The following is a 25,132-nucleotide window of genomic DNA, read 5'->3' as shown; positions in this document are numbered from 1 at the left end:
CGGTCCGAGAGGCAGAGGACAACGCCGGATGGCAGGACCGATCGCGACCGCGGGGACCGCGGCGGCCCGGACGGGGGCGGAGGCCGCGCGCGACCGGGGCGGCTACCGCCCGGCCCTGTCGCTGCTGGCGAGCCTGTTCTTCATGTGGGGCTTCATCACGGTCATCAACAACACGCTGCTGCCGCACCTGCGCAGCGTGTTCGACCTCGACTACACGCAGACCACGCTGATCGAGTCCGTCTGGTTCATCGCCTACTTCGTCGCCTCGATCCCAGCGGCCAAGCTGATAGAGCGCGTCGGCTATCAGCGCGCCCTGGTGACGGGGCTCGGCATCATGGCGCTGGGCACGCTCGGGATGATCCTGGCCGCCCACCGGGTCTCCTACGCGATCACGCTCACGGCCCTGTTCGTGATCGCCAGCGGCATCACCCTCCTGCAGGTCGCCGCGAACCCCTACGTGGCAGTGGTCGGCCCGGCCGAGAGCGCCCCGACGCGGCTCAACCTCGTGCAGGCGTTCAACTCTCTCGGGACAACCCTGGCGCCGCTGTTCGGGGGCTACCTGATCCTCGGCCGCTCGGCCTTGGGCAACGCCGCCGCCGGGGCCACCCTGACCCCGGCCGAGCGCCTGGCCGACGCGCAGTCGGTGCAGCTGCCCTACCTGATCGTGGCGGTGGTGCTCGTCGTCCTCGCTGCGGTCATCGCCCGCTTCCCGCTGCCCGCCATCAGCGGCTCTGGCGGCGCCACCGCTCGGGCCGCCAGGGCCGAGCGCGCCGGCCTGTCGCTCTGGCGCCACCGCAACCTCGTGCTCGGCGTGCCGGCGATCTTCATCTACCTGATCGCCGAGATCGGGGTGTCGAACCTGTTCATCAACTTCGTGTCGCAGCCCGAGATCGGCGACCTGACCCACGCCCAGGCCTCGCGCTACCTGTTCCTGCTCTGGGGCGGCATGATGGTCGGCCGCTTCGTCGGCAGCTACCTGATGCAGCGGCGCCCGGCCGAGACCGTGTTGGCCGGCGCGGCGATCGGCGCCTGCGCGGTGATGCTGGTGGCGACCTTCGCGACCGGCCACCTCGCCCTCTGGGCGCTGATCTCGGTCGGCCTCTTCCACGCGATCATGTTCCCGACGATCTTCACCCTGGGCATCCGCGGCCTCGGTCCGCTCACCGAGGAGGGCGCCGGGCTGCTGATCATGGCGATCGCGGGCGGGTCGCTGGTGGTGGTGCAGGGCTGGGCGGCGGACCGGTACGGGCTGCAGCACTCCTTCCTGATCACCGCCGCCTGCGAGCTCTACGTCCTGTTCTACGCGCTCTGGGGCTGCCGGACCGGCGCCGCAGCGCGGCCGGCCGGCGCCTGAGCGTCGGCCAGATCGGGGAGCCCGCCATGGACCCGCGGATCCGCATCCTCGACCGGCCCCGGCGCGACCGGCTCGGCGAGGGCCCGATCTGGGTTCCGGAGCGGGGCGTGCTGTTTTGGGTCGATATCGAGGCGCCGGCCCTGAACTGGCTGGACCTCGCCGACGGGGCCGTGGGCACGCGCCCGTTCCCGGAACCGCTCGGCTGGATCATCCCCCGCGCGGGCCGGCGCGACTTCGTCGTCGGGCTGAAGAGCGGCTTCGCGACCTACGACCTGGAGGCGGACCGCCTCGCGCCGATCGGCGACCCCGAGCCCGACGATCCCGACAACCGCCTGAACGACGCCAAGGTCGACGGCGCCGGCCGGATCTGGGCCGGGAGCATGCACCAGGCCGAGACCGTGGTGTCGGGCGCCCTGCATCGGCTCGACCCGGACCTGACGTGGCGGCGGATGGATACCAGCTACGGCGTCGCCAACGGGCCGACCTTCAGCCGCGACGGCCGGATCCTCTATCACAGCGACAGCGCCGCCCGGACGGTCTACGCCTTCGACCTCGCCGCCGACGGGGCGCTGACGGGCAAGCGGCCCTTCCTGCGCTTCCCCGACGACTGGGGCTGGCCCGACGGCATGACCACGGACGAAGAGGGCTGCCTGTGGATCGCCCACTGGGGCGGCGGCCGGCTCAGCCGCTTCGATCCCGCGGGGCGCCTGCTGCGCGCGATCCCCCTGCCCGCCCCCAACATCACGAGCTGCGCCTTCGCGGGTCCCGGCCTCGACCGGCTGTTCGTCACCTCGGCGGCGCGGGGGGCCGAGCACGTGCCGGAGGCCGGCGCGCTGTTCGAGCTCGACGTCGGCGTCGCCGGCCTGCCGCCCCGCGCCTTCGCGGGCTGACCGACCCGGCGCCGAGGACGTGAGTCCCCTGCGCAGATCTTTCCTCCAGCGGGGCGGGTCCTCCGGCGTCCGAGCTGCCGCGGCGGGCGGTCGCGGGTCGGCAGTCGCGGGCCTGCGGTCGCGGGATCGTGCGTCGGCGTCCTCCGGATGGGGGATGCGGTCGCCCCGTGCCGGGTCTACGGTCGGGCCTTCTCCGAGACGAGATCACCTTCAAGCCCGCCCGGCCAGGCCGCGGCGGGCTTCTTGTCGGGCGCTACCGCCGGATCGGCAGCCGGTGGCGGGCGTGCCCGGCGGCGTCGCGCACGACCAAGCTCCAGGACCGGTCGGGATCGGCCGCGCAGACCTCGTCGGCCATCTCGGCGATGACGCTGCGCGCCTCGGCCATGGCCTCGGCCAGGCTGCCGACCTCCACGCCGTCGTCGTCCCGGATCGTCTCCTCGCCGCTCTCGAGGTCGAAGTAGAAGCGCTCGGACACCGACCTCCCCCCTGCTGCAGCCCCGCGGCGATCGTCCCGATATCTCTACGTAGTGCGATACACGACTGGGAAAGGTCTTCGGTCAGATAAACCTTAATGCATCTAAAACATGGAGTTTGCTCGGATCTGCGCCGTCCGCCCGAGATTCCGCTCACGTTATCAAGTACAAGAATCTCCGGCGTCCCCCCGCCGTCGTCCGACGGCCCGGAGCGGTGGCGCGCCTGAGCCGGGGCCCCGTGACATGTCGACCTCCGCCAACCCGCCCGACCCGTGCGCCGAGACGGCCGCGCTCCGCAAGGACAAGCTGCGCGCGCACATCAGGAGCGTGCTGTCGACGATCCGGTCCCATCATATGGGCCGCGGGGCGCCGTCGATCCGGGCCACGGGCTACGTCCTTGGAGGGTGGTTCTGCGGCTCGGCCGCGGCAACGATCCCGCTTTTTACGTAGCAACGGTCCGTCCAAGGGATGTGTTTCTCGAGGCGCCGCGATCCGGCGCTTCGAACGGCGTCCCATGGCAGAAAACACCCAGCTTCGATCCCATATCCGCGGCGTGCTGCTCAGATTGGTGCGGCGCCTGCGCGATCGGGCCGGCTGACGGGGTCCTGTTCGAGGCCGGTGGGACAATTGCGAGACAACTACGAGACAACCGCGAGGAGGCCGGTGCGCCGCGCGGCGCACCGACCCCGTCGTCCGGCCGCTCACCCCGGCTGAGCGCCCATCATCGCCTGCATCCGGTCGAGCCGGGCGATGTGCAGGTTGATCAGCGGCAGGGCGCCGCGGGCGATCGCGCGCAGGCCGGGATCCTCGCCCGACCGGGCGTAGGCGCCGTGGATGCTCAGCGCCTCTTGATGGCCCTGGAGCGAGGCGTTCACGAAGGTGGCATCATATTGCGGCCCCGGCGGCATGGCGCTGAGCTGCGCCAGGATCTGCGCCTTCTGCGCGTCGGTGGTCATGCCCTGGGCCGGAGCCGGTCCGCCGATCACACCGCCCGCAACACTGCCGGCGACGCTGCCCGCCGCATTCACGGCCGTGCCGGCCACCGCCACCGGCGCCGCGACGAGGCCGCCGATCAGGCCACCCGGGCCCGCCGCGGCCGGGCCCGGGATCGGGGCGCCGCCCGTGTAGGCGCTGATCTTGCGGGCGAGGTTCACCTGCTCGACCACCTCCGCGCGGGCGAACTTCTTGACGGCGGGATTGGTGGTCTTCGCGTGGGCGTCGCGGGCCGTGTTCTCCAGGAACAGCCCGCCGCCGGTGGCCATCTGGAGATAGGCGCCGGTCGGAATCACGCCGGCCGGTGTGACCTGCGCGAGGGCTGTGCGGGTGACCGCCAGGGCCGCAGTGGCGCCCAGCATCGTGGTGAGGAGAGCGCGTCTGTGCATGCGACGGTGCATCATGGGAGTGGCATCCGGATTGGGTGAGGCACCCGACGCCCCGATCATCGCTTGAGGTGCTGCCCGGCGAACCGCACAGGGGGGACAAGGTTCCTGCCCGGCGGGCCGTCCGAACGGCGGGATCGGGGCACCGAGAAACCGCAGGATGGATCGGATTTCGCGCGCGAATGACCGGTCCTGCGCAGCCTTTGCGCGGGCATACGCCGTCTTCGCCGCCCGGCCCGCGGCTTTATCTCCGATCGATACAGATCTAGATTGGCGCACCGAACGAGGCGGCGCCGCGCGGGGGCGCGGCCATCCGGACCGGCTCTCGAGGTGACGATGGGCCAGACGACGATCAAGGACGTCGCCCGACGGGCCGGCGTGAGCTTCCAGACGGTCTCGCTGGTCCTGAACCACCCGCAGAAGGTCGCCCGGACCACGCGCGAGACCATCGAGACGGCCATGCGCGACCTGGACTTCGTGCCGAGCCTCGCCGCCCGGTCCCTGCGCAAGAAGCCCAGTCGCAGCATCGCCTGCGTGTTCGCTCCGGCGCCGGAGCCCGCCGCCGACGGGGGTCGCCCGGGGGAGACGGCCGATCACGGCCACGTTCTCCGGACCTTCGCCACCGTCACCGACCGGCAGGGCTACACCCTGGTCCACCGCTGCCGCCGCGCCGACGACCCGGACGGCCCGGGCCGGATCGCCGGCCTCGTCAGCGAGGCCCGGGTCGACGGCCTCGTGGTCTTCGCCGAGGATCGGGACGACCCGCTGATCGGCCTGCTCCAGGCCAAGCGATGCCCGTTCGTGGTGTTCGGCCTGGAGGTGCCCGGCACGCACTACGTCGCGCTGGCGGAGCGCGACGCGGTCCACGGGGCCGTCCGCCACCTGATCGCGTCGGGGAGCCGGTCGATCTGCCTGCTCGCGAGCGACGCGCGCCGGCCCGCCGCCGCCACCGAGCGGTTCCGCGGCTACCGGGATGCCCTCGCGGAGGCGGGGCTGCCCCTGCGCGACGCCCTCGTGGTCTCCTACGACGGGACCGCCGCGGGCGGCTACCGGGCCGCGCGGGCTCTCCTGGAGGCCGGACCCGGCGCCCGGCCGGACGCCGTCGTGGCCGCCAGTGACCGGGTGGCGTTCGGCGTGCTGCGGGCGCTGCACGAGGGCGGCGTGCGGGTCCCCGCGGAGATCCGCGTCGTCGGCTTCGACAACCTCAGCCAGGGGGCCTACGCGGTCCCGAGCCTGACCTCGGTCGATGTCCCGGTGCTCGACATGGTCCGGTCCGCCTTCGCGACGCTGGTCGAACTGATCGAGGGGACGCGGGCGCCGGACGACTTCGCCCAGACGCTGTTCCCCGCGCGCCTCGTCGTGCGCGAGTCGAGTGCGCCGGCGGCACCCTAGCGAGGCCGGCTCTCACTCCGCCGCGAGGACGCCCGCGCCGGCTTCGCCGCGCCCGAACTGCGCCGCGTGCAGGCGGCTGTAGGGGCCGCCGGCGGCCAGCAGAGCCGCGTGCCGGCCCTCCTCGACGACCCCGCCCTCCCCCAGGACCACGATGCGGTCGGCGTCCCGGATGGTGGCGAGGCGGTGGGCGATCACCAGGGTCGTGCGCCCGCGGGCGAGCTCGGCGAGCGCCCGCTGGATCTCCCGCTCGGTCTCGGTGTCGAGCGCCGAGGTCGCCTCGTCGAGGATCAGGATCGGCGGGTTCTTGAGGAAGACCCGCGCGATGGCGATGCGCTGCTTCTGGCCGCCCGACAGGCGCACGCCGCGCTCGCCCACCACGGTGTCGAGGCCCTCCGGCAGGCTGTCGATCAGCCCGCCGAGACGGGCGCGCCGCGCGGCGGCGTCGATCTCGGCCTCGGCGGCGTCGAGGCGGCCGTAGGCGATGTTCTCCCGGATCGTGCCGGCGAACAGGAACACGTCCTGCTGGACGATGCCGATCTGGCGGCGCAGGCTCGCCAGGGTGATGTCGCGGATGTCGATCCCGTCGACGGTGATGCGGCCCGCCTCGACCTCGTAGAAGCGCGGCAGCAGGGCGCAGAGGGTGGTCTTGCCGACCCCCGAGGGACCCACGAACGCCACCGTCTCGCCGGCCGCCACCGCGAGGTCGAGGCCGGCGAAGACCGGGCGGCCGGGCCCGTAGCCGAAGCCCACCCCCTCGAAACGGATGTCGCCGCGCAGGGCGCCGACCGCGCGGGCGCCGGGCCGGTCGGTGATGTCGGGCTCGGTGGCCAGCAGTTCCTGGTAACGGCGGAAGCCCGCGACCCCCTTCGGGTACGTCTCGACCACGGCGCCGATCTTCTCCAGCGGCCGGTAGAACACGCCCACCAGCAGCAGGAAGCCCACGAAGCCCCCGGGCGTCAGGTCGCCCCGGACCACGAAGGCGGCGCCGCCGAGCAGCACCGCGATCTGGACGAGGCGCAGGCCGAGATAGTTGATCGACAGGCCGGCCGCCATCAGCCGGTAGGCCTCGAGCTTGGTGTCCCGGTAGCGGGCGTTGTCGAGGGCGAAGAGGGCGCGCTCGTGGGGCTCGTTGGCGAAGGCCTGCACGACCCGCATCCCGCCGACATTCTCCTCGATCCGCGCGTTGAAGGCGCCGACCCGGCCGTACTGGGCCTGCCAGTTGCGGGTCATGCGGCCGCCGTAGCGGATCGACACGAAGGCGATCAGCGGCAGGATCGCCGCGGTGATCAGCGCCAGCGGCGCGTGGACGTAGAGCATCAGCGCGAAGGCGCCGAACAGCGTCATCACGGCGATGAACAGGTCCTCGGGCCCGTGATGGGCGACCTCGCCGATCTCCTCCAGGTCCTTGGTCACCCGGGCCACGAGGTGGCCGGTCTTCTGGCCGTCGTAGAAGCGGAAGGAGAGCTTCTGCAGGTGGTCGAAGGCCCGCGCCCGCATCGTGGTCTCGATGTTGATGCCGAGCACGTGGCCCCAGTAGGTGACCACCACCATCAGGCCGGCATTGGCGACGTAGACCAGCGCCAGCGCGGCCGCGGCGAGCAGGATCAGGCCCCAGTCCTGCCGGGGCAGCAGGCTGTCGATGAAGCCCTTCACGGCGATGGGGAATCCGAGCTCCAGCAGGCCCGACAGCACCGCGCAGCCGAAATCGACCAGGAACAGCGTCCGGTACGGCCGGTAATAGGCGAGGAAGGCCTTCAGCATCGCGCGGCTCGGATCAACGTTGGGCGGCGCACTCGACGGGGCAGAGCGCGCCGCAGGACGGCACCCCCGGCAGGCGGTGGCGCAGGCAGCAGACGCGCCGCCGCCGGCAGCCCGAAGGTCCCGGGCAGAGCGCCTGCGCAAGAGGACTCTCGAGCGGGCTCCTAGCGCAGCCGGGGCCGGCGCGCCATCCGAGGCAGGCCGCGACGTCGTCACAGGCGGCGGCGCGGGCGGCGGCGCGGGCGGTAGGGCAGGTGGTGGTACAGGCGCTCGCGCAGGTGGTGCCGGCCCCCTCCCCGTCCCCAGCCAGCCCGGCGAGCGGGTCCCCGAGTTCCCGGGCGACGTAGTCGAGGATCACCGCGGCGTTGCCCCAGAGGACCCTGGGGGCGATCCCGCACCGGGTGTGGCAGAGCTCGACGAACGGGCGCAGATGCGCCTCCACCAGCCCGGTCAGGCCGGGCGCCGGGCAGGCCGCGCAGGCCGACCCGTCCGCGGGCAGGCGGAAGCGGCGCGGCCGGCCGGCCGCGTCGAGCTCGAGGCTGACCGCGTCGAAGGCGAGCGGCAGCGGCCGGCCGAGGCGCACCAGGGCGGTCAGCGCCGGCGTAGCCAGGGCCGCGAGGTAGAACTGGCTCCAGTAGGAGACCCGGACTCGCGGGTCGGCGGTCCGGAACTCCGCGCCGAACCCGGCCCCGAAGGCGGCCAGCGTCGCGTCGAACACGGCCTCGTCCCGCAGGGCGCCGAGGGGCAGCGCGTCCGGGCCGCCTGGGCCCTCGGCGACCCCGTCCCGGTAGGCCGCGAGCGTGTCGGGAACCTGGGCGGCGACCTCGGCGATCATCGCGCCGCCCCGTCGTCGCGCAGGGTCCGGTCCACCGCGACGGCGAGCCACGCCACAGCGGCGGCGTAGAGCGGCAGGGTGGCGGCGAAGTAGCCCGGCCAGCCGATCCAGCCGGCGAGCGCCGGGGCCGCCACCCGCAGCGGCATCGCGGCGAAGAAGGCGGCGCCGAACAGGAGCGCGTAGTCGGTGGCGGGCTTCGGCCCCTGGGCCCAGCGGTAGATCATGTTGAAGACCGGCACGCCCAGGAACCCGCCCGCGACGAAGCCCAGCACAGCGGCGGCGATGCCGAGATCCGGCACCCGGCCCGCGCAGGCGACGACCATCAGGCCCCCGGAGGCCAGGACGCCGAGGGCCCCCACGGCGATCAGCCGGACCGTGCCGAACCGCGCGGCCAGCCATCCGGCCGCCAGCGCCATGACGAGGTTCACGGCCGGGAGCACGGTGCCGGTGAGCGTGCCGACCTGCCCGAGCGGGACGCCGAGATCGAGGAGCGCCAGGGTGTTGGGCCCGCCCACGAGGTAGGAGGCGGCGAAGTAGGCGCCGAGCACCAGCACGCGACCGCCCAGGCGACGCAGCCGCGCCAGGGAGCCCGACCAGCGTTCCGGGCCCGCACCGGCCGCGGTGCCCGCACCGTCGCTCCGGGTCTCGCGCAGGCGCGACTCCCGGTACCCCAGGATCGGCAGCAGGCAGAGGGCGTCGAGGGCCGCGCAGGCCAGGACCGCCCCGCGCCAGCCCAGGCTGTCGTAGGAGCCGATCAGCACGCCGACCCCCAGGATCCCGCCGAGGGAGGCGCCGCACAGCTTGGCCGAGGCCACGAAGGCGCGCCGCTCCGCCGGCACGGTCTCGACCACCAGGGCCTCGAGGGCGATGTCCATGGTCGCCACGCAGGCGCAGGCGGCGATCGCCAGGGCGAGCAGCGCCGAAAGCGGCCAAGCCTCGCCGAGGCTCAGGACGACCAGCAGGAGCACTGAGGCGGCCTGCGCCGCCGCGATCCAGCCGATCCGGTGGCCGAGGATCGGCAGGCGGAGCCGGTCGAGCAGGGGCGCCCACAGGAAGGTGAGCCCGACCGGCAGGTTGATGAGCTGCAGCAGCCCGACCTCGGCCAGCTCCACGCCCCGCGCCCGCAGGATCAGCGGCGCCCCGCCGGACAGGAAGCCGAGCGTCGCCCCGAAGGTCACGTACAGGCAGAAGAACGGCGCCAGCGGCCGCAGGGCCGCCAGGGTGTCGACGACCCGGGTGCCGATGGCGGGTCCGGCGGAACCGGTCATCGCCCCCCGCACGCCGTACCTCGACCGGTGCCGCGATCCGGGCCGGTCCGGAGACCGCAGTTTATAATCACACTAATCTATTGATTTACCTCGGTTTTCGCTGTTTAGAGAGGCCTGTGCCGGGGATCAAGCCGGCGGGTATTCGCGGCGCGCCGCCCCGACGGATCTGGCGTTAACCTTTCGTCAACCATGCCCCCGACAGAGTCCCCGGTGGAGGGCTGAGCCATGACCCGACGCCGGGATTTCGACGCGCTGAGCGAGGCGCAGATCGCCGCGGACCGCACGCAGGGACGCTGGGTCGAGCCGAGGGCGGGCTTCCGGCCGGCCGGGCCGCGGGCCGTGTCCGATCTGCTCGACACGATCCAGCACGTGGCCGAGGCCGCGACCGGCGAGCGCAGCTTCCTGCACCTGCGTCCGGAGGCCGGCCGGCCCCGCGGGCGCTGAGGCGAGCCGGCCCACGCTCCCGCCGCCCCGACCGCGCGGCGCACTGGCAAGGGCCGACCGGTTCTGCAACAACGCCGACATGAGACGGCGTCCGGCCCTCGAATTCGCCAACGCGCGCGCCGATCGCATCCGCCCGATCCGGCGGCGCCCCATGGGCGCGGACGCGGCGGCCGGGCTGCTGGTCGGCCATGTCGGCCTGCCCGGTGGCCGCGACGGCCGGATCCGAGGGGCCTGCGCGTCGCCGGCTCCGCCGAGAACGCGACCTTCGCCACCTGCGGACTCGAATCGGGGATTCGGATGATCACCGAGCCGTGCTCCGTGGAGACCCTGGCCGCGCGGGCGCCCGCGCCGATCGCCGGTCGCGACTGACCGCCGATGCCGCTGTCGCTGACGACCCGCATCCTGCTGCTCGTCCTGCTCGCCCTCGCCCCGGCGCTGGCGATCCAGGGCTACAACGAGGTCGCCCTGCGGGCGAGCCGCGACGCGGCCGTGCGGGCCGACGCCCGCGCCACCGCGCGGGACGTCGCGGAGGATTTCGCCCAGATCTCCGAGCGGATGCAGCAGGCCCTCGACCTGATCTCCGAGGATGCCACCGTGCAGGTGCGGGAGCCGGCGGCCTGCACCGCCTACCTGCGGCGGGCTGCCGCGCGGCTGCCGCACGTGCTGCTGATCGCCCTCACCGACCCCGACGGGGCCGTGATCTGCGACAGCGCCGGCGCGCCCGCGGGCTCCTACTCGAGCCGCGGCCGGGCCTATCACCGCCGCGCCCTGGAGCGGGGTGGCTACGCGATGGGCGGCTACGCGGTCGGCTTCCAGACGAAGCGGCCGTCGATCCACTTCGCCCGGGCCGTCCATGTCGGCGAGTCGGCGGGGGCCCCGGCGGGCGTCCTGCTCGCCGCCGTCGACCTCGACTGGCTCTCCGATCACCTGGAGCAGGCGCTCCATCAGCCGGAAACGGCGATCACCGTGACGGACCGGGACGGCCTGATCATCGCCCGCCGCCCGGACGAGGCGGCCTGGATCGGCAGGCCGATCCCAGCCGACCGGGCCGCCATGCTGGAGGCCCAGGGCAGCGACGTCCGCGTCGCCGCCGGCCTCGACGGCCGGAAGCGGATCATCGCCACCGCAATGCCGGACGGCCCGCTGGCCGGGGTGCGCGTCGTCGTCGGGCGCGACTACGCCACCGCCTTCGCGGATATCGACGCCGCCACCCGCCGCGGGCTGGTTCTGATCGCCCTGGGGGCGGCCCTGGCGCTCGCCGCCGCCCTCGTGGCCGGGCGGGTGTTCATCCGGCGCCCGGTCGACCGGCTCCTGCGCACCGCGGCGGCGTGGCAGGCCGGTGACCTCGCCGCCCGCACCGGCCTGCGCGGGGCCGCGGAGTTCGACCGGCTCGGCAGCAAACTCGACGCCATGGCCGGCACCCTCCAGCGCAGCACCGCCGAGCTGCGCGCGGAGATCCAGCGCGGGCGCGCCCTGCAGGCGCAGCAGGGCACGATGCTGCACGAGCTGAACCACCGGGTGAAGAATACCCTGGCCACCGTCCAGGCCCTCGCCCGGCAGTCCCGCGGCTCCGCGGAGGTCCTGGAGGCGCGGATCCTGGCCCTGTCCAAGACCCACGACCTCCTGACCCGCGAGGACTGGAGCGGGGCCCCCCTGCGCGAGGTGCTGGAGAGCGAGCTCGGACCCTACCGGACCGGCGACGACCAGATCCGCCTGGACGGGCCGGACGTGTCGCTGAGCCCCCGCGAGGTGCTGGCCCTCGGCATGACGGTCCATGAGCTGACCACCAACGCGGCCAAGTACGGCGCCCTCTCGGTCCGCGAGGGCCGCGTCCGGGTGGCGTGGTCGCTCGCCGCCGGCGCGGCCGGGGAACGGCGCCTGCGGCTCAGCTGGGAGGAGCGCGGCGGCCCGCCGGTGCGGGCGCCGACCCGGGTAGGCTTCGGGACGCGGCTGATCGCCGGCGGCGTGCGGCGCGAACTCGCCGGCACCGTCGACCTCGCCTTCGAGGCCGAGGGCCTGCGCTGCCGCCTCGACGTCCCGCTCGATCCGGGTCTCGGCACCATGCTGGCGCCGACGGGCTAGGTGCGGGCCGGCTGGGACGGATTCAGTCGTCAGAGCAGAGCTTTGAGCACGGATCCTGGCAGATCGGTTGAAAGCGCTCCTCCGCACGCCGCGCGTCGCGCGCGGTCGACCCGCGCTCAGGCCGCGCGCGAGCATTCATCTGAAACGCGTTGATACCTTTGGGTTTTCCGGTCCAGATATCACGCGCCGGCGCGCGTCACCTCCTGGACATCGCGCTTCACCTGCCGCCACGTCCGCCAGGGCTCGAGGTTCGAGAGCGCCATCCGGCGGGCGCCCATCCAGCCGAGGCCGAGCGCGATGACGAGGAACGGCGCGGCGACGATCAGCGCGGCCGGCGCCTCGGCACCGAACGGCACGGCCAGCAGCTTCACCACGGCGTCGAGGCCGAGGAAGAAGGTGACGATCAGCAGCACCGGGATCGTGCCGACGATGGCGATCAGCGACACGATCGCCCGGAAATTGCCGTCGACCTCCGTCCGCGCCAGCGTGAGCAGCGCCTCGACATGCGCCGTGCCCTCGCGCAGGGCCGCGATCAGCAGGGCGAGGGTTCCGTCCGGGGTCTGACGCATGGATACGAGAATCCTCGGGGCCGTCACCGGCCGGCTCTCGCCAACGGAGCCGCGGCCCGATGCGTTCCGCGCCGGGCGCTCACAGCATCAGGAGCACGGCGCCGAGAATCAGCACGGTCGCCAGGCCGGCCAGGCGGACGGCCCGGCCGGCATCGGCGCCGTCGTCCGGGACCGGCTCCGGGGCGGCCGGCGCGGCGGATGCGGGCGGCGCGAAGGCCGCGCCCTGCCCCGCCTCCGCGGCCCGGACCGGCGGCGTGCCGGGCCGCGGCGCCGGAAGCGCGACCGAGACCGGGATCGCTCGGTCCGTCGGGGGGCCGAAGGCCTCCGGCTCGACGCTCACGCCCGCCGCCTCCAGCTCCAGCATCACGAGGACCAGGGCGTCGACGTCCATGCGCTCGACGGGCAGCGCGGCGCGCAGATCGTCGGCGGTGAGGAGGCCCCGGTCGCGGCCGAGGGCGACCAGCCGGTCGAGCGTCGCGCGATCCAGAGCCTGCGTCATGTCCCGCCTCCGCGACCGCGTCCCGATGCTCCATCGAGAACGCGCCGGGGTGGCGCCGGTTACCGGCGGCCGCGGGCGTTTAGGCGCTAGGCCCCGAGGGCGGGCGCGGCCGCCGGGATCGCGTCGGGCTCCGGCCGCGCGCCGCCCGGTCCCGGCCGGAACCGGAGCATCGGCCGCTCGATCAGGTACCAGCTCAGCAGGCCGAGCGGGATGGCGGCCGCGAGGGCGAGGGCGGCGACCGTCCAGGGCGAGATGCCGGGGATCCGCGCGACGAGCAGGTTCTGCACCGGCCACGCGTAGAGGTAGAGCCCGTAGGACGGGTCGACCTGGGCGGTGGCGCGGCTGAGGGCGGTGGGGCGCACCGCGAAGGCGAACCAGAAGATCAGGTAGCCGCCGAGGATCGCGAAGGCCGGCTCGGCCAGCGGTCGGCTGAACATCAGCGGCAGGAGCAGCAGGGCGGCGCGGGTCGCGCCGCGCCGCGTGTAGGCGATCCGGTCGGCGAACAGCCGGAAGGCGCCGCCGCAGCAGAACACGAAGGTGAGGCGGATCATCTCCGACAGGGATCCGAGGGTGTCGCCCGGATGCCCGACGGGCAGGAAGAGCCAGCGCAGGGCGAGGAGGCTGCCGAGCCCCCCGAGCAGGCCGAGATAGCGCCCGCGGCGGCGCAGGGCGCGGGCGGTGCCGACGAGGCCGAGCAGCAGGTAGCAGCCGAACTCGCACGGAATGGTCCACATCGAGCCGTTGAGCAGCGGGTAGGGCAACTCGGCGAAGGCGCCCGGGACCACCGGCATCAGCAGCAGCGACAGCCGCAGCAGCGTCTCGAGTGGCGAGGCGGCCGCGAGGTTGCCGCCGCCGAGGGGCGCGACGACGGCGATGCAGAGCAGGGACGCGACCACGAAGGCCGGGTAGATCCGCAGCGCCCGCCGCGCGAGATAGTCGCCGAAGGAGCGCTTGGCGCGGTAGCTCGCGGTGATCAGGTAGCCGCTCACGAGGAAGAAGCCGTCGACGGCGATCTCCCCCAGGGACAGGGTTCCGAAGACCTGCGTCAGCAACTCCCGGGACCGGTTCCCGTCCACGAGTTCGGGGGCGTGCGCGAGGATCACGAGGCCCGCGAACAGGAGGCGCAGGGACCCGAAATTGTTCGCCCGCGGATCCCGGCCGCCCGTCGTCTCCGCCACCCCTGCCCGCTCCGCGACGCCTCTGCCCGCCGCCCAGGGGCCGGGAAACGGCGCGCGAAGGCAAGGACGCCGGGGCAACACGCGCCGGAGATCTGGCCGCGTCGCCCGCGTTCGCACGCGACGGTGCGGGCGCCGTTGCGCTCCCGGCGCGGTTGGGCTAGGGAATGGCCACGGCCAGCACCCGTAGCTCAGCTGGATAGAGCGTTGCCCTCCGAAGGCAAAGGTCACACGTTCGAATCGTGTCGGGTGCGCCAATTTTCTCAATGACCTAGGGGGCTAAGCCCTGCGGTTGAGAGATTGCCGCGGAAGCGCTGCGGAAGCATCGTGCGTTCTTCCGAGCCGGTGCTGTCCCAAATCGCGTTACCGCAAATGTGATCGCTAGGCGGCTGAACGGCCCTTAGCCTTCCTCGTCGGCCGAGACCGCTCTTTCGAGGCGGCGAGTATCCGAGCGACACCCTCCGCGGCTGCTCGATCCGAAAGCGTAGGCTGCCGCGACGCCTCGATCGCGCAAGCCGCACGCTCCTCTGGGCTCGGATCCTCAACCGACCATCTCGGGTTCTCAGGGGCCGAGGATGGCGTCCACGGTCGCCAGCGCACGCAGCTGGGCGAGATGCGTATCGGCGGCGGCAGGAGGTCCCGTCGGACGTAATCGTCCACGGTGCTCTCGCTCATCATGAGTTCGGCGGCGAGCGCGCGGCGCGAGGTAGGCGGCGGTCGGCATACGGCCGTTCTAGGGTAGATGCTCCGGCGGCAAGCCGTTGTCGCGGCCCGAGGCCGCGTGTGAGGCCGGAATGTCACCCGGTGGCGCTCCGCGGCGGCAGCTCCCGCTTCCGCACGATCCGAGCCCGATCCCGCAGGGTGACCTCGTTCGTCGGCCATTCCAGGCAGGCGGCCTCGAATGCGGCGATCGCCGCGGTCAGCGGGTAGATCGTGGCGAGGTGCAACTCGAGCTTGCCGCCGATCCGGTCCCAGATCTCGATCGTGTAGGGGGTGCCCGGCGGCACCGGCGGGATTTGCTTGAGCGCTGGCGGCAGCGTGATCGCCGCGAGGCACAGGTGCTCGTACTTCCGCGCGGGCGGCGCCCCGGGCGCGCGCTGGTAGTGGCACGAGGCTGTCAGGTGCCGGAGCAGGTCGAGCGTCGAGGTGTCGGCCCCATAGCGGTCAATCAGGCTGGCGACGGTGTAGCGGCCCGAGCGCTTGCAGGCCGCGCAGTCGACGAAGACCCGACCGGGCCCCGCATCCCCCAGGCGCCCCATTCTGGTGGCCCTCCGCTCGCGAACGAATACGGAACAAGCCTGAGGCGGCGATGCGCTTCAACCGACGGCGGCCGCGGCGCGAGGAATCGTGGTGGAGCGGTGTGGACGACGTTCGGAAAGCAAAGACCGGTCAGGGGTTTCGGCTGACCCGTGCGGCGCCCGAGACCGGTGCGCTATTCTCGTGCAGCCAGCGATCGAGCGAAAGCCAGGAGGCGACGGCGAGCGGAAGATCGATTGCGGGGCTTGCTGACATACCGGCGGGTAACGGGGCGAGATAAGAGCAAGGCGCCCTATCGTACTATCAACAACGGGCACGCACAGGAAAGGCGCCTGCTGATGATCCCAGCGGGCGCCGGATGCATTGAGCAGTTAGTACCTGAGCACTAATTCGGATTCGCCCACCTCTTAAGGCGGTTTTTCTGAAAATCTAACCACGCCTCGATATCTTCGAAACTTTCATGACCAAACTCTTCTGGGAAGCTGAGCGTGAAGATACTTTCAGGAATGTTGCAGGCATCAGTTCGAGAGCGTCAGGAGGCTGTTCAAAAGCGGCGCATGAAATCTCCGAGCTCGAGGCTCATCCCCGCTTGGAAACCGATGTGCCAAGCCCGGACTTCAGCGGGCAGCATGCCGGCTTTCAGATGCTCCTGGGCCACGATGATGCCGACCTCCTCGACCCGGCGCACGAGGCCCTGAACGCTACCTGTCTGCGGGCTCAGCGTCTTGATCATCTCGCTCGCTGCGAGCCGGCCAGCTTTTTCGCCTCGGGTGGTGGGAGCGAGCGGCTCGCTATGCGGCGGCATGGGATACGATTGCCTCACCTGCGGGAGCCGATACGCAACGCGGCCCGGCGACAGAATGGCCGGCCTTGGTTTCTGTGTCGTGCGGATGCCGGCGGGCGAGCCGTCCCGCGCCAGGATTCCAGGCACGAAAAAGCCCGCGCCGGCGGACCGGGCGGGCTTCTTAGGCTCGGCACCGACAAGGGAGTAATCCCGCCAAACCTGAAACTGAGAGTGGGTTAGGAGCAGGGAAAGGCAAGCCCTCCCCCCAACGGTAGTGACGCTGGAAGCGAGGACCCGACGCCCGCCCAGGCAAATCGAACTACCCATCTTTGAAAGCGTTCACGCCCCGCAACAACGGAGAGCACGACATGAAGGTGATCTCAGCGACCGTCCTTGGCCTGGCGCTACTCAGCGGAACCGCTCCGGCCTTCGCACAGCCATACGGCGGGCGCGACTACGGCTACGATCGCGGCGACTATGGACCCCGCGACCGAGGCTACGGAGATCGAGGCTACGGAGATCGAGGCTACGGCGATCGTGACCGCCGCGACTACGATCGGGACTATGACCGAGGCTCGCGGGGCGGGCGTGGCGACTACGCGTTCAACGAGGAGGAGTATCTGCGCTGCAATCCGGATGTGCGCCGGGCGGTCATAGGCCGGGCGATCAAGTCCGGTCTGGAACACTACCGCAAGGTCGGGATGGCCGAGGGCCGGAAGTTGACCTGCAATTAGAGCGCATCTGAAGAGCAGAGCAGAGTGCGAAAAAGCCCCGCGCGGCGGTGCCGGCGGGGCCGAAGGTGGTGAGTCTCGGTAACGGGATAGCAGCGTAGCGGGCGCCGTGACATCACCCGTTCGGGGGAGGCTACCGACACGAAAAAGCCGCCGCGGCCGGAGCCGGGCGGTTCGAGGTCATCGCATCAGGGATGCTGGGTAGACCCGCGCGCGGGCTGGCGACTTCCCACCGCTCTCGCGCTAGGCAGATTCACTCCGCGGCGACAGCAGCCTTCTTCGCCTTGCGAGCGCGGACAGGCTTCCCGGCCGGCGCGACCGCAGGCTCGGCCACCTTCTTCCGGCCTCGGGCCTTGGGCGCCTCCGCAACTTTCTCGTCGGTGACGGCAGCCTTCGGGGCTGCGTTCCTGCGCAGGTTGCCGAGGCCGGTGTTCTTCGCCAGGGCCGAGCGCATCTCGGAGTAGCTCGGGGCGGTCATAGGATAGTCGACCGGCAGGCCCCACTTCGCCCGATATTCGTCCGGGGTAAGGCCCACTCCTTTGAGGTGCCGCTTCAGGGTCTTGTACGACTTGCCATCCTCGAAGCTGATCAGCGCGTCGTTGCTGATCGACTTCCGGATCTGGCTCGGAGTGGCGCGGTCGACCTTAGCCTCGGCCGGAGCGGCGGGGTTGTTCAAGCCGTTGAGCGCGCCATGGATCGCGGACAGAAGCGCCGGCATTTCGGACGTAGGCACAGAGTTTTTCGAGACGTAAGCGGACACGATATCGGCCGTGAGCTCGATTAGGTTGCTCTGATCCAGAGCCGAGGTTGATGTAATGTCGTCCATTGAAGCCTCCTGCGTATGTGGCTGAGACTCACGCAGCAACAACGACGCCTAGTCAAGGCGTATCTATGCTGGGACGACGGAGAACGTTGGATATATGCCGGCTTCCAGGATAGTTTCTGAACATGTCTGAGAGAGATCTAGGCCCTCAGGTCCAGTCGCTCATGTCTTCCTTGGCGCCGGGCTCAGTCACCCCCAAGTCGGCACTCAGGCCGCCACGGGCCTTGATCCTCATGGAAGTGGCTCGCAGGCCCGCCTGCCGCAGCCCCGTCACCTCGATCTGAGCGTGGAAGCCGGACTGGCCAAAGCGCTCGATGTGCCGGCCCAACTCGGCCACGTGCTCACGGAGTTCGGACATTCCGCGGCCGCCACCGCCACCGATCCCACCAGCTGGCGCCGCCGGGACGATTGACCGGATCGACCCGTCCGGCATCTTCATCGTGCCGTCGCCGAGATCGAGGCCTTCCTTGCCGTCCAGGCCTTTGACCAGCTTCGGCTCGAGCGCCGTCGCGTCCTTGGCCACACCGGCGCCCAATCGCCACGCGCCAGGGCACGACGCAGCGCCGGATTGAAGTGCAGCCCAATCCTGGGGCCACCCACCCCTGCTGCGCAGGAGCGCCAGCGCGACGCGCGTCTGCTCCTCCATGCGAGCCGGCTTCGAGCGGATCTGGAAGCGAATTTCGTCACCCATGTCTCAGAGCCTCGTCCTCAGGGCTTCAGCGGCGGTGGCGAGCAGGTCGGCCTCGCTGTCGCGGCGGGCAGCCTCGGCGACGTCGCCCAAGCGATCGATGCAGCGGTCCATGAGGGCCGTGCACAGGCCGAGCTGCCAGTGAGCGAGCCGACCGGATGCGTTGGGCGTCTCGGTACCGTCGGGACCGTTCGTGATGCTGCAGGGTCGGCATGTCATTGCTGCGGCGCCCGAGTTCCCGGCCACCATCTGATCGCTCAGGCTTGGCCGGTCTCACTCATCGCTCCCGCAACCTGCATGGAGCCCCGCCGCGTGGCGCGCTCCTCTGCCGGATCCTCGCCCTTCGCCACTTGGCCCAGCAGCCCCTTCGCCTCACGGCGGGCTTCGTCAGCCGTCAGGGCGCCGTGCAGCCCTATCGTGAAGCGCCTCGACCGCCCGCTGGCGCGGTACTACACGAGGTAGCTGCGCCGGCCGGATGCGAAGATGCGCACCCCGAAGCCCGGGAGCTCATCGCACCAGAAGAAGTAGTCCCGGCCTTGCGACTCGGCCGCCTCGACCACGCGCTTGCTGAGCTTGGGCATGCCCTCCCCTCCGGTTCTGCCGAAGCACTGCGGAAGCACGCGGAAGCAAACCGAGCCCATCCGGCGGAGACGAGAGAAATGCCCGGCGCGCCAATTTCACAAGGGGCAGCAGCGGTTTGGCAATAACGAGTAAACTCTAGCAATCACGGGAAAACATGTTAGGCTAATCCTCCGAAGGCAAAGGTCACACGTTCGAATCGTGTCGGGTGCGCCAATATTATCAATGGCTTAGCAGGCGTCAGCGCTGATCTTGGAATGGTCGGTGTCACCAAGGTGTCACCGCTGCGATCCCAAAGCGCGCCACTTCTCTGCTCGCTTCTGCTCCTCTCGCCGGTATGACGATAGCTAGCCCCGTGCAGGATGCCTCCGTGAAAGCGGAACTCGCTCCGACCGGTATGCTCCGAGTCGGTCTCGTTGAGGCGCCGTCCGCTGGCCTAATCTTCGTCAGCCGTGCCGCCGACGGAGCGCTCGACGGCGTGACAGCCGATCTGAGCGCGGATCTCGCCCGGCAGGTCGGCCTGCCGCTGGCCGTCACGCTGTTCCCGAACTCGGGCGCCGCGGCCGCCGCCCTCGAGGCCGCGGCGATCGATGTCAGCTTCATGCCGGTCGACGTGGCCCGGCGGCAGGTGATCGATTTCGGGCCGGGCTACTACGACCTGGAGAGCACCTATCTGGTCAGCGTCGGGTCGGGCATCACCGACGTGGCGCAGGTGGATCGGCCGGGTCTCCGGGTCGTGGCGATCGACGGCACGACGACGTTCCGCGCCTCCGCCCGCACGCTGACCCGGACGCAACCCCTCCCCGTCCCGTCCGTGGCCGAGGCGGTCGCGCGCATGCGCGCCGGGCAGGCGGACGCCATTGCCCTCTCGCGCGACACGCTGCGGCCGGTGGTCCTGCAGGTTCCAGGTTCCCGGATCGTCGCGGGCGGCTTCCAGCAGACGCAGGTCGCCGTCGCCGTGCCTAAGGGGCGCCCCGCCGCCCTCGCCTGCGTTACGGCGTGGCTGGACGAGGCGAAGCGCACCGGTATCGTCCGGCGGATCTTCGACGCCCGCGGCTTCCGCGACGACGCGGTCGCGCATTAACTGGTGCTCCGGTCGCGTCGCGTGTGGTAGCGCGACGTTCCAGAGGGAGCGAATTGAGGATTGCCGTATGGCAGACAACCACAGCAAAGAGCGTATTCAGGCTGAGGCAGCTTTTGCGAAGATGCAGGACCGGTTTGGCAGCAAGGCCTTTGATGAGCCGGCAGTCAGTGCGGCGGACCAGAACACCGCACGCCTGAAGGCCGCGCGCCTTGAACGGGACGCCGCCAAAGCTGAGGCAAAAAAGCCGTGATGCACGACGCCATAGGCGAATCCCTTACCGAGCATCTGAAGGCGAAGGGCTACCTGAAGTGAGCGACACTGACGCCCAGCCCGATGAGATCCAAGAAATCCTTCGGCTCGCGACGGCGCTGGCAGAGCAATTCCTGCAGTCTGAGGCGGAGGAGTCCGCCCGTCCGGAGAGGCTTAAGGCCCTCATCAGCGCCGCCCAATTTCTCCACGACCATGATGTGGCTTGGCCGACCGTCTTGCGTGAGGCCGTGGGCAAGGCCGTAGAGCGAATGGAAGCGGTCAGTGGACGATGAGGACCGAGAATTCGAGCACTCTCCGCTGTCGGGCTCTTTCAGTCGCGATGGTGCGATCGTCGACGTCGAGATCTACCGCTACGCCGACACGCAGGACCCCTGGCAGTTAGTGGTGATCGATCTGTCGTCTGGCGGCTGCACCGCTTGGCAGGAGACCTTCACGACGGACCGTGAGGCTTACGAGGCCTTCACCGCGACGGTCGAAGCGGACGGCATGGCATCTTTCGCGGGCGTCGTGCCGACCGTGCGGCACTGACCCCATCCCTGCTTCGTGGCAGCGGCCCGAGTTGCACATGCTAAGCCGCAACGGCTATCCGGGCCTAGGGGGCTGTAGCTCAATGGTTAGAGCCGACCGCTCATAACGGTTTGGTTGCAGGTTCGAGTCCTGCCGGGCCCACCACGTCAGAGCAGCTGGCGTGACCTTCATTAAGGAGATCGGCGAGGGGCCCGGATTGCGGCTCCGGAAGGCGACATCCACCGCAACCGAGAGCCTTTCGGCTACTGACGTAGGCGAAACGCGCCCTAGGTTTTTCGCCTGTAGGTTGAGAGGAGCGTCGATGTCCGAGAATCCTAGCCACGTTCAAGGCTATCGGGAGACGAAGGCGGCGAAGGCTGCAGAGAGGCACAATCAAGCCAACGAGGTCTGGGCGGAGGTTGAGGCAGAGCGACAAGCGTTCGACGAGCAAACGGCAAAGCTGCGAGCGATGCGGCTCGCCCCAGAGAACGCCGAATCTTGATGTCGAAGGGCCACCTGAGATGAGGCGCCTACTCCTCGCCGGCCTCTTCGCAGCCGTCACCGGAGCGAGCGGTGCATATGCGCAGGCGACGCTTCGCGTTATCGACACCGCGCCGAACGACGTGCTGAACGTCCGCGAGTTTCCAACCTCGGACGCGCGGATCGTAGGCATGATTCCACCCGACGGGCGCGGCATCGTCCCGACTGGCGAGCGCAATGGCAACTGGGTGTTCGTCCGTTACCGGAGGGGCGAGGGCTGGGTTTCGCGGCGGTTCGTGTATCTCGGGGCGCCGCCGGTCCGGCGAGGCGGGAGCCTGGATCCGGACGTCAGCGAATAGCAACGCGGGGCTTCCGAGTACCTGAGCTCATTCCAGCCGCTCTCGGCCGGCTGTTCACGCCCGTAGCGCAGCACGCGACCCGTCAGCAACGGGCAGAGAAGGTCCAACAGGAGCTCGACGCCGAGTAGGCGAGTTTGAGGAGCTGACGGCCTCGCGGTCAGCGAGCTACACCGGAACGTCACCCGGTGGCGCTCCGCGATAGAAGCCTTAATTTAGTTTACACGTCATTAAGCATGTCGACCGATGGTGCCGTGACGTCGGAAGGACTTGCGATGAGCCGGGGCGAGCCCCTGCGGGAGCCGAAGGCTTTGGTGGGACCCATTCTCAATATGGCCACCGCCCATCATGCCGCCGGGCGCCTGCACGAAGCCGATCAGCATTACAGACGATGCCTTGATCTCGATCCGGGACACGCAGCGGCGCATTACAATCTTGGCCTCATCGCCACGCTCTTGAGCGATCATGCCCGTGCGGTCCTTCATCACACCGCGGCGCTTCGCTCGGCACCTGAGCAGGCCTCTCGCTGGGTGGCACTAATCGGGGCGCTCCTCGCCTGCGACCGGGTGACAGACGCCCGTAGCATCCTCGATCACTTTCTGGTGCACGGCTTCTCACCCCAGATCGTGTCCGAGCACTGCCAGCCGCTGGTTAAGGTGCTCGGCGCGAACGCTCGCCTCGCCTTCGCCGCTGGGCGGCTCGAGGACGCCGAGTGCCTCCTCGAACTCTTAATCTCTATCGACAAAGATAATGGTGACGCGGTGCATCTTGCCGGGCTCACCGCCTTGCGCACCGGGCGTGCACAGCACGCCATCGATTTGATCACCATCGCGATCTACCGCGACAGCGGCAACGCTACGTACTTCGCCGATCTCGGTCTCGCCTTCCAGGCAATCGGCAACCTGGTCGCTGCTGGCTCGGCCTTCGAGAAGGCGCTCGAACTCGACCCTGCCTTGGATGACACCCGCGCCAATCTCGCCATCGTGTATCAGGACACTGGGCGCCAGCAGGACGCCGCTGACTGTTGGCGCGATCTGATCGCTCGGGTTCCCGGCTCGGCCGAGTTTCACAACAATCTCGGCGCGGTGCTACACCGCCTTGGGCGCACCGAAGAGGCGATCGCCAATTTGGAGAAGGCGCTAGAAATCAATCCCGCCGCCGCTTTCGCGCTTTGCAACCTTGCACATGCGCAGCTCTTTGCCGAGCATAGTTCGGTGGAAAGCTTCTCGGAGAAGGCTAAGACCTACGGCCGCTGCCATGCTGACGCACTGCTGCGCATCCGGCCCTTCGCCAATGATCGCAATCTGGATCGGCGCCTGCGCATTGGCTTCGTCTCGGCGGATTTTCGCGATCACCCGGTGGTGCGGTTCCTCGAACCCTTCCTCCACTATGCCGATCGGGAACGCTTTGACCTCCTCGCTTATAGCAACACCAGTCGCGAAGACGCGGTGACGGAGACGCTGAAGGCCCGTTTCGACTCTTGGCGCCGAATCGATGTTCTCGACGACGAGGCCGCGGCGAACCTCATCGAGGCCGATCGCACCGACATCCTCATAGACCTAGCCGGCCATAGCGGCGGCAACCGCTTAATGGTTTTCGCGCGCAAGCCTGCGCCAGTTCAGGTGACTTGGATCGGACTGCCAGTCACCACGGGGCTGGCCGCCATAGACTACCGCCTTACCGACGCTGTCTATGATCCGATCGGCGAGACCGAGCACCTGCATTCCGAGGTTCTCTGGCGGATGCCTGGCACTGGCACCTGCTACCGGCCGTTCCTACCGGCGCCGGATGTTGCCGAGACAGCGCCCGTCACCAGAAACCGGCACGTCACCTTCGGCTGCTTCAACCGCTTCGAGAAGATGACCGACGCCGCAATCAAGGCCTGGGCCGCGATCCTAGCAGCGGTGCCCAACGCCCGGCTGAAGCTGATCGTAACCGATATCGACGATCCAAGGACGCGCGGGCCAGTGGAAGCACGTCTCGCGACCTGCGGCCTGCCACTCGACCGCGTCGACTTCGCGCCCCGCAATGCTGCCAATCGCTATGCGATGCACGGCAGTGTCGACATCGCGCTGGATGCGTTCCCCTTCAACGGCAACGTCACGACATTCGACACTCTTTACATGGGCGTCCCTGTAGTGACGCTTGCCGGACCCCAGACAATCTCGCGGGTGGGCGCCGCCATTCTCGGGATCCTAGGGCTGCCGGATCTCATCGCCCGCGATGTCGACAGCTATGTCGCCATCGCCTGCCGTCTCGCCAGCGATCCGGACGAATTTCTCAAATTGCGTAGCGGCCTGCGCGAGCGCTTGGTCGCCAGCCCCCACATGGATCACGCCGGCCATGCCAGGGAGGTTGGTCTGGCCCTTAGCGAGATGTGGCGGCTTTGGTGCGCCGAGACAGCGCCCAGCGCGGTGGCCTCTCCCGCCTCACGATGACCCGCGCGCGGTCCCGAAGGGTGACCTCGTGCGTCGGCCATTCCAGGCAGGCTGCATCGAACGCCGCCTCGGCCATCGACAGCGGGTAGATCGTCGCGAGGTGCAGCTCGACATTGCCGCTGGTCTCTCGCCAGATCTCGACCGTGTAGGGCACACCCGGCGGCACGGGCGGGATCTGCTTGGCGGCCGGCGGCAGCGTGATCGCGGCCAGACACAGGTGCTCGTACTTCCGCGTAAGCGGCACCCGGGCGCGCTGATAGCGGCACGCGGCCGTCAGGTGCCGGAGCAGGTCGAGCGTCGAGATGTCGGCCCCGTAGCGACCGATCAGGCTGACCACGGTATAGCGGCCCGAGCGCTTGCAGGTGGCGCAGTCGACGTACACCCGACTAGGCCCTGCATCCCCCAGGTGCCCAATTCTGGTGGCCCCCCCCCCCCCCCCCCCCCCCCCCCCCACTCGCGAACGAAAACGGAACAAGCTCAGGCGCCCGCGCGCTTCGACCAGCCGCCGAGCCGCGCGAGATCGTAGTGGAGCAGTGTGGACGACGTTCGGAAAGCCGCGACCCGTCAGGCGATTCGGCTGACCCAAGCCGCGAACTCCCAGACCGGCGGCCCCCCAGACTTGTGCGTCTCTGACTACAAAGAATCAGAGGAAGGATGAATCAGGCCGAACGCTTCAGCTCAGTTTGATCATCGTTCGTAACACTAGAGCGTTTTCGGTTTGGGCTGAGTCGGGTTGGTAGGGTTCACGCGGCGCTGGGAGGCTGATTCACTCAGGCCGGTCGACAGCCGGAGTGATGCATGGGCCGCCCCTACAGCTTGGGCCTGCGCGAGCGGGTGGTGACCGCGGCTGCGGCGACCTCGCGCCGTCAGGCGGCCGCCCGCTTCGGGGTCGGCCAAGCAACCGCGATCCGCTGGATGGCGGCGCTCGCCGCGACTGGCACGGTGGCCGCCCGGCCGCAGGGGCGTGCCCGCCGCTCCAAGCTCGACCCGTACGAGACGTTCCTGCGTACGCTGATC

Annotated in this window: 26 protein-coding genes, 2 tRNA genes and 2 pseudogenes; 15 read left to right on the top strand and 15 right to left on the bottom strand. The window is 70.1% G+C overall.

What is annotated here, in order from left to right; all coding sequences use genetic code 11:
• The first annotated feature begins 28 nt into the window (after positions 1-28).
• The gene (locus C4T42_RS23795; protein WP_103985967.1) at positions 29-1,354 is read left to right on the top strand and encodes a sugar MFS transporter; all 1,326 of its coding nucleotides are present in this window, start codon (positions 29-31) and stop codon (positions 1,352-1,354) included.
• 26 nt (positions 1,355-1,380) lie between these two features.
• Positions 1,381-2,244 (top strand): SMP-30/gluconolactonase/LRE family protein, encoded by an 864-nt coding sequence (locus C4T42_RS23790; protein ID WP_103985966.1) that lies wholly within the window; start codon positions 1,381-1,383, stop codon positions 2,242-2,244.
• 253 nt (positions 2,245-2,497) lie between these two features.
• Here C4T42_RS23790 and C4T42_RS23785 read toward each other — a convergent pair whose 3' ends face one another.
• Together C4T42_RS23785 and C4T42_RS23775 are read right to left on the bottom strand one after the other, a co-directional pair.
• The gene (locus tag C4T42_RS23785; protein WP_091980657.1) at positions 2,498-2,719 is read right to left on the bottom strand and encodes a hypothetical protein; all 222 of its coding nucleotides are present in this window, start codon (positions 2,717-2,719) and stop codon (positions 2,498-2,500) included.
• Between the two features lie 699 nt (positions 2,720-3,418).
• Positions 3,419-4,099, bottom strand: a complete 681-nt coding sequence (locus tag C4T42_RS23775; RefSeq protein ID WP_103986000.1) for a DUF4142 domain-containing protein — start codon at positions 4,097-4,099, stop codon at positions 3,419-3,421.
• A 333-nt stretch (positions 4,100-4,432) separates the two neighbouring features.
• Between C4T42_RS23775 and C4T42_RS23770 the strand changes: the two genes are divergently transcribed.
• The gene (locus tag C4T42_RS23770) at positions 4,433-5,488 is read left to right on the top strand and encodes a LacI family DNA-binding transcriptional regulator (protein ID WP_103985965.1); all 1,056 of its coding nucleotides are present in this window, start codon (positions 4,433-4,435) and stop codon (positions 5,486-5,488) included.
• Between the two features lie 12 nt (positions 5,489-5,500).
• Here the strand turns inward: C4T42_RS23770 and C4T42_RS23765 are convergent, their stop codons facing one another.
• From C4T42_RS23765 to C4T42_RS23755, 3 genes are read right to left on the bottom strand one after another with little or no spacing between them, the layout of a single operon-like run.
• Positions 5,501-7,249 carry an ABC transporter ATP-binding protein gene (locus C4T42_RS23765; RefSeq protein WP_042675783.1) on the bottom strand — a complete coding sequence of 583 codons (1,749 nt, stop codon included), beginning with the start codon at positions 7,247-7,249 and terminating at the stop codon, positions 5,501-5,503.
• 13 nt (positions 7,250-7,262) lie between these two features.
• Positions 7,263-8,081, bottom strand: coding sequence for a siderophore-iron reductase FhuF (gene fhuF, locus C4T42_RS23760; protein ID WP_103985964.1), 819 nt, complete (start codon positions 8,079-8,081; stop codon positions 7,263-7,265).
• Positions 8,078-9,349, bottom strand: a complete 1,272-nt coding sequence (locus C4T42_RS23755) for an MFS transporter (RefSeq protein WP_103985963.1) — start codon at positions 9,347-9,349, stop codon at positions 8,078-8,080. The genes fhuF and C4T42_RS23755 overlap by 4 nt, the downstream gene beginning before the upstream one ends.
• A 225-nt stretch (positions 9,350-9,574) precedes the next feature.
• Here C4T42_RS23755 and C4T42_RS23750 point away from each other — a divergent pair, with 225 nt between their 5' ends.
• Complete coding sequence (locus C4T42_RS23750) at positions 9,575-9,793, top strand: hypothetical protein (protein WP_020094759.1); 219 nt, start codon at positions 9,575-9,577, stop codon at positions 9,791-9,793.
• A gap of 375 nt (positions 9,794-10,168) precedes the next feature.
• The gene (locus C4T42_RS23745) at positions 10,169-11,875 is read left to right on the top strand and encodes an HWE histidine kinase domain-containing protein (protein ID WP_103985962.1); all 1,707 of its coding nucleotides are present in this window, start codon (positions 10,169-10,171) and stop codon (positions 11,873-11,875) included.
• A 179-nt stretch (positions 11,876-12,054) separates the two neighbouring features.
• On the opposite strand, the gene C4T42_RS23740 is transcribed toward C4T42_RS23745, so the two are convergent.
• From C4T42_RS23740 to C4T42_RS23730, 3 genes are all read right to left on the bottom strand, one after another.
• Positions 12,055-12,444, bottom strand: coding sequence for a phage holin family protein (locus tag C4T42_RS23740; RefSeq protein WP_042669436.1), 390 nt, complete (start codon positions 12,442-12,444; stop codon positions 12,055-12,057).
• 79 nt (positions 12,445-12,523) lie between these two features.
• On the bottom strand, positions 12,524-12,943 hold the full coding sequence (locus tag C4T42_RS23735) for an RNA polymerase sigma factor region1.1 domain-containing protein (RefSeq protein ID WP_042669437.1): 420 nt from the start codon (positions 12,941-12,943) through the stop codon (positions 12,524-12,526).
• Between the two features lie 86 nt (positions 12,944-13,029).
• Positions 13,030-14,121, bottom strand: coding sequence for an acyltransferase (locus C4T42_RS23730; RefSeq protein WP_042669438.1), 1,092 nt, complete (start codon positions 14,119-14,121; stop codon positions 13,030-13,032).
• Between the two features lie 177 nt (positions 14,122-14,298).
• Between C4T42_RS23730 and C4T42_RS23725 the strand changes: the two genes are divergently transcribed.
• Positions 14,299-14,375: transfer RNA gene (locus C4T42_RS23725), tRNA-Arg, on the top strand.
• A 540-nt stretch (positions 14,376-14,915) separates the two neighbouring features.
• Here the strand turns inward: C4T42_RS23725 and C4T42_RS23720 are convergent.
• Both C4T42_RS23720 and C4T42_RS23715 read right to left on the bottom strand, forming a co-directional pair.
• The gene (locus tag C4T42_RS23720) at positions 14,916-15,377 is read right to left on the bottom strand and encodes a hypothetical protein (RefSeq protein WP_042669439.1); all 462 of its coding nucleotides are present in this window, start codon (positions 15,375-15,377) and stop codon (positions 14,916-14,918) included.
• Positions 15,378-15,919: 542 nt separating this feature from the next.
• Complete coding sequence (locus tag C4T42_RS23715) at positions 15,920-16,108, bottom strand: hypothetical protein (protein ID WP_091980681.1); 189 nt, start codon at positions 16,106-16,108, stop codon at positions 15,920-15,922.
• Positions 16,109-16,527: 419 nt separating this feature from the next.
• On the opposite strand from C4T42_RS23715, the gene C4T42_RS23710 reads away from it, so the two are divergent.
• The gene (locus C4T42_RS23710; RefSeq protein WP_042669441.1) at positions 16,528-16,893 is read left to right on the top strand and encodes a hypothetical protein; all 366 of its coding nucleotides are present in this window, start codon (positions 16,528-16,530) and stop codon (positions 16,891-16,893) included.
• Between the two features lie 250 nt (positions 16,894-17,143).
• Here C4T42_RS23710 and C4T42_RS23705 read toward each other — a convergent pair whose 3' ends face one another.
• The 4 genes and pseudogenes from C4T42_RS23705 to C4T42_RS23690 form a co-directional block, all read right to left on the bottom strand.
• Positions 17,144-17,716, bottom strand: a complete 573-nt coding sequence (locus C4T42_RS23705) for a MucR family transcriptional regulator (protein ID WP_042669442.1) — start codon at positions 17,714-17,716, stop codon at positions 17,144-17,146.
• Positions 17,717-17,861: 145 nt separating this feature from the next.
• Complete coding sequence (locus C4T42_RS23700; protein ID WP_244603266.1) at positions 17,862-18,404, bottom strand: hypothetical protein; 543 nt, start codon at positions 18,402-18,404, stop codon at positions 17,862-17,864.
• Between the two features lie 3 nt (positions 18,405-18,407).
• Positions 18,408-18,650, bottom strand: coding sequence for a hypothetical protein (locus C4T42_RS23695; RefSeq protein WP_103985961.1), 243 nt, complete (start codon positions 18,648-18,650; stop codon positions 18,408-18,410).
• A gap of 68 nt (positions 18,651-18,718) precedes the next feature.
• Positions 18,719-18,982 (bottom strand): annotated as a pseudogene (locus C4T42_RS23690) (Arm DNA-binding domain-containing protein); the annotation flags it as partial.
• Positions 18,983-19,317: 335 nt separating this feature from the next.
• Between C4T42_RS23690 and C4T42_RS23685 the strand changes: the two are divergent.
• The 7 genes from C4T42_RS23685 (at position 19,318) to C4T42_RS23655 (ending at position 24,115) form a co-directional block, all read left to right on the top strand.
• Positions 19,318-20,064 carry a transporter substrate-binding domain-containing protein gene (locus C4T42_RS23685; protein ID WP_175556431.1) on the top strand — a complete coding sequence of 249 codons (747 nt, stop codon included), beginning with the start codon at positions 19,318-19,320 and terminating at the stop codon, positions 20,062-20,064.
• A 67-nt stretch (positions 20,065-20,131) separates the two neighbouring features.
• Positions 20,132-20,314 (top strand): hypothetical protein, encoded by a 183-nt coding sequence (locus C4T42_RS23680; RefSeq protein WP_100253048.1) that lies wholly within the window; start codon positions 20,132-20,134, stop codon positions 20,312-20,314.
• Positions 20,315-20,372: 58 nt separating this feature from the next.
• Complete coding sequence (locus C4T42_RS23675; RefSeq protein ID WP_103985960.1) at positions 20,373-20,606, top strand: hypothetical protein; 234 nt, start codon at positions 20,373-20,375, stop codon at positions 20,604-20,606.
• Positions 20,596-20,862 carry a hypothetical protein gene (locus C4T42_RS23670; RefSeq protein ID WP_020094746.1) on the top strand — a complete coding sequence of 89 codons (267 nt, stop codon included), beginning with the start codon at positions 20,596-20,598 and terminating at the stop codon, positions 20,860-20,862. Before C4T42_RS23675 ends, C4T42_RS23670 begins: the two co-directional genes overlap by 11 nt.
• 68 nt (positions 20,863-20,930) lie before the next feature.
• Positions 20,931-21,006: transfer RNA gene (locus tag C4T42_RS23665), tRNA-Ile, on the top strand.
• Positions 21,007-21,362: 356 nt separating this feature from the next.
• Entirely contained in the window at positions 21,363-21,680 is a 318-nt protein-coding gene (locus tag C4T42_RS23660) for an SH3 domain-containing protein (protein WP_103985959.1), read from the top strand.
• A gap of 233 nt (positions 21,681-21,913) precedes the next feature.
• Positions 21,914-24,115, top strand: a complete 2,202-nt coding sequence (locus tag C4T42_RS23655; RefSeq protein WP_103985958.1) for a glycosyltransferase family 41 protein — start codon at positions 21,914-21,916, stop codon at positions 24,113-24,115.
• Here C4T42_RS23655 and C4T42_RS23650 read toward each other — a convergent pair.
• The gene (locus C4T42_RS23650; RefSeq protein ID WP_103985957.1) at positions 24,045-24,497 is read right to left on the bottom strand and encodes a hypothetical protein; all 453 of its coding nucleotides are present in this window, start codon (positions 24,495-24,497) and stop codon (positions 24,045-24,047) included. The genes C4T42_RS23655 and C4T42_RS23650 overlap by 71 nt on opposite strands.
• A 416-nt stretch (positions 24,498-24,913) precedes the next feature.
• Here C4T42_RS23650 and C4T42_RS23645 point away from each other — a divergent pair.
• Positions 24,914-25,132 (top strand): annotated as a pseudogene (locus C4T42_RS23645) (IS630 family transposase); the annotation flags it as partial.

The sequence above is a fragment of the Methylobacterium sp. 190mf genome (assembly GCF_900107945.1).
Lineage (GTDB): Bacteria > Pseudomonadota > Alphaproteobacteria > Rhizobiales > Beijerinckiaceae > Methylobacterium.
The sequence above is the reverse complement of the archived record's forward strand: the minus strand, read 5'-3'. Positions and strand labels throughout refer to the sequence as shown.

What these genes read in the sequence shown, in the direction of transcription:
- C4T42_RS23795 (WP_103985967.1), top strand. Translation starts at nt 29, where the DNA reads ATGGCAGGACCGATCGCGACCGCGGGGACCGCGGCGGCCCGGACGGGG.
- C4T42_RS23790 (WP_103985966.1), top strand. Translation starts at nt 1,381, where the DNA reads ATGGACCCGCGGATCCGCATCCTCGACCGGCCCCGGCGCGACCGGCTC.
- C4T42_RS23775 (WP_103986000.1), bottom strand. Translation starts at nt 4,099, where the DNA reads ATGCACAGACGCGCTCTCCTCACCACGATGCTGGGCGCCACTGCGGCC.
- C4T42_RS23770 (WP_103985965.1), top strand. Translation starts at nt 4,433, where the DNA reads ATGGGCCAGACGACGATCAAGGACGTCGCCCGACGGGCCGGCGTGAGC.
- C4T42_RS23765 (WP_042675783.1), bottom strand. Translation starts at nt 7,249, where the DNA reads ATGCTGAAGGCCTTCCTCGCCTATTACCGGCCGTACCGGACGCTGTTC.
- fhuF (WP_103985964.1), bottom strand. Translation starts at nt 8,081, where the DNA reads ATGATCGCCGAGGTCGCCGCCCAGGTTCCCGACACGCTCGCGGCCTAC.
- C4T42_RS23755 (WP_103985963.1), bottom strand. Translation starts at nt 9,349, where the DNA reads ATGACCGGTTCCGCCGGACCCGCCATCGGCACCCGGGTCGTCGACACC.
- C4T42_RS23750 (WP_020094759.1), top strand. Translation starts at nt 9,575, where the DNA reads ATGACCCGACGCCGGGATTTCGACGCGCTGAGCGAGGCGCAGATCGCC.
- C4T42_RS23745 (WP_103985962.1), top strand. Translation starts at nt 10,169, where the DNA reads ATGCCGCTGTCGCTGACGACCCGCATCCTGCTGCTCGTCCTGCTCGCC.
- C4T42_RS23740 (WP_042669436.1), bottom strand. Translation starts at nt 12,444, where the DNA reads ATGCGTCAGACCCCGGACGGAACCCTCGCCCTGCTGATCGCGGCCCTG.
- C4T42_RS23735 (WP_042669437.1), bottom strand. Translation starts at nt 12,943, where the DNA reads ATGACGCAGGCTCTGGATCGCGCGACGCTCGACCGGCTGGTCGCCCTC.
- C4T42_RS23720 (WP_042669439.1), bottom strand. Translation starts at nt 15,377, where the DNA reads ATGGGGCGCCTGGGGGATGCGGGGCCCGGTCGGGTCTTCGTCGACTGC.
- C4T42_RS23715 (WP_091980681.1), bottom strand. Translation starts at nt 16,108, where the DNA reads ATGATCAAGACGCTGAGCCCGCAGACAGGTAGCGTTCAGGGCCTCGTG.
- C4T42_RS23710 (WP_042669441.1), top strand. Translation starts at nt 16,528, where the DNA reads ATGAAGGTGATCTCAGCGACCGTCCTTGGCCTGGCGCTACTCAGCGGA.
- C4T42_RS23705 (WP_042669442.1), bottom strand. Translation starts at nt 17,716, where the DNA reads ATGGACGACATTACATCAACCTCGGCTCTGGATCAGAGCAACCTAATC.
- C4T42_RS23700 (WP_244603266.1), bottom strand. Translation starts at nt 18,404, where the DNA reads ATGGGTGACGAAATTCGCTTCCAGATCCGCTCGAAGCCGGCTCGCATG.
- C4T42_RS23695 (WP_103985961.1), bottom strand. Translation starts at nt 18,650, where the DNA reads ATGGTGGCCGGGAACTCGGGCGCCGCAGCAATGACATGCCGACCCTGC.
- C4T42_RS23685 (WP_175556431.1), top strand. Translation starts at nt 19,318, where the DNA reads ATGACGATAGCTAGCCCCGTGCAGGATGCCTCCGTGAAAGCGGAACTC.
- C4T42_RS23680 (WP_100253048.1), top strand. Translation starts at nt 20,132, where the DNA reads ATGGCAGACAACCACAGCAAAGAGCGTATTCAGGCTGAGGCAGCTTTT.
- C4T42_RS23660 (WP_103985959.1), top strand. Translation starts at nt 21,363, where the DNA reads ATGAGGCGCCTACTCCTCGCCGGCCTCTTCGCAGCCGTCACCGGAGCG.
- C4T42_RS23655 (WP_103985958.1), top strand. Translation starts at nt 21,914, where the DNA reads ATGTCGACCGATGGTGCCGTGACGTCGGAAGGACTTGCGATGAGCCGG.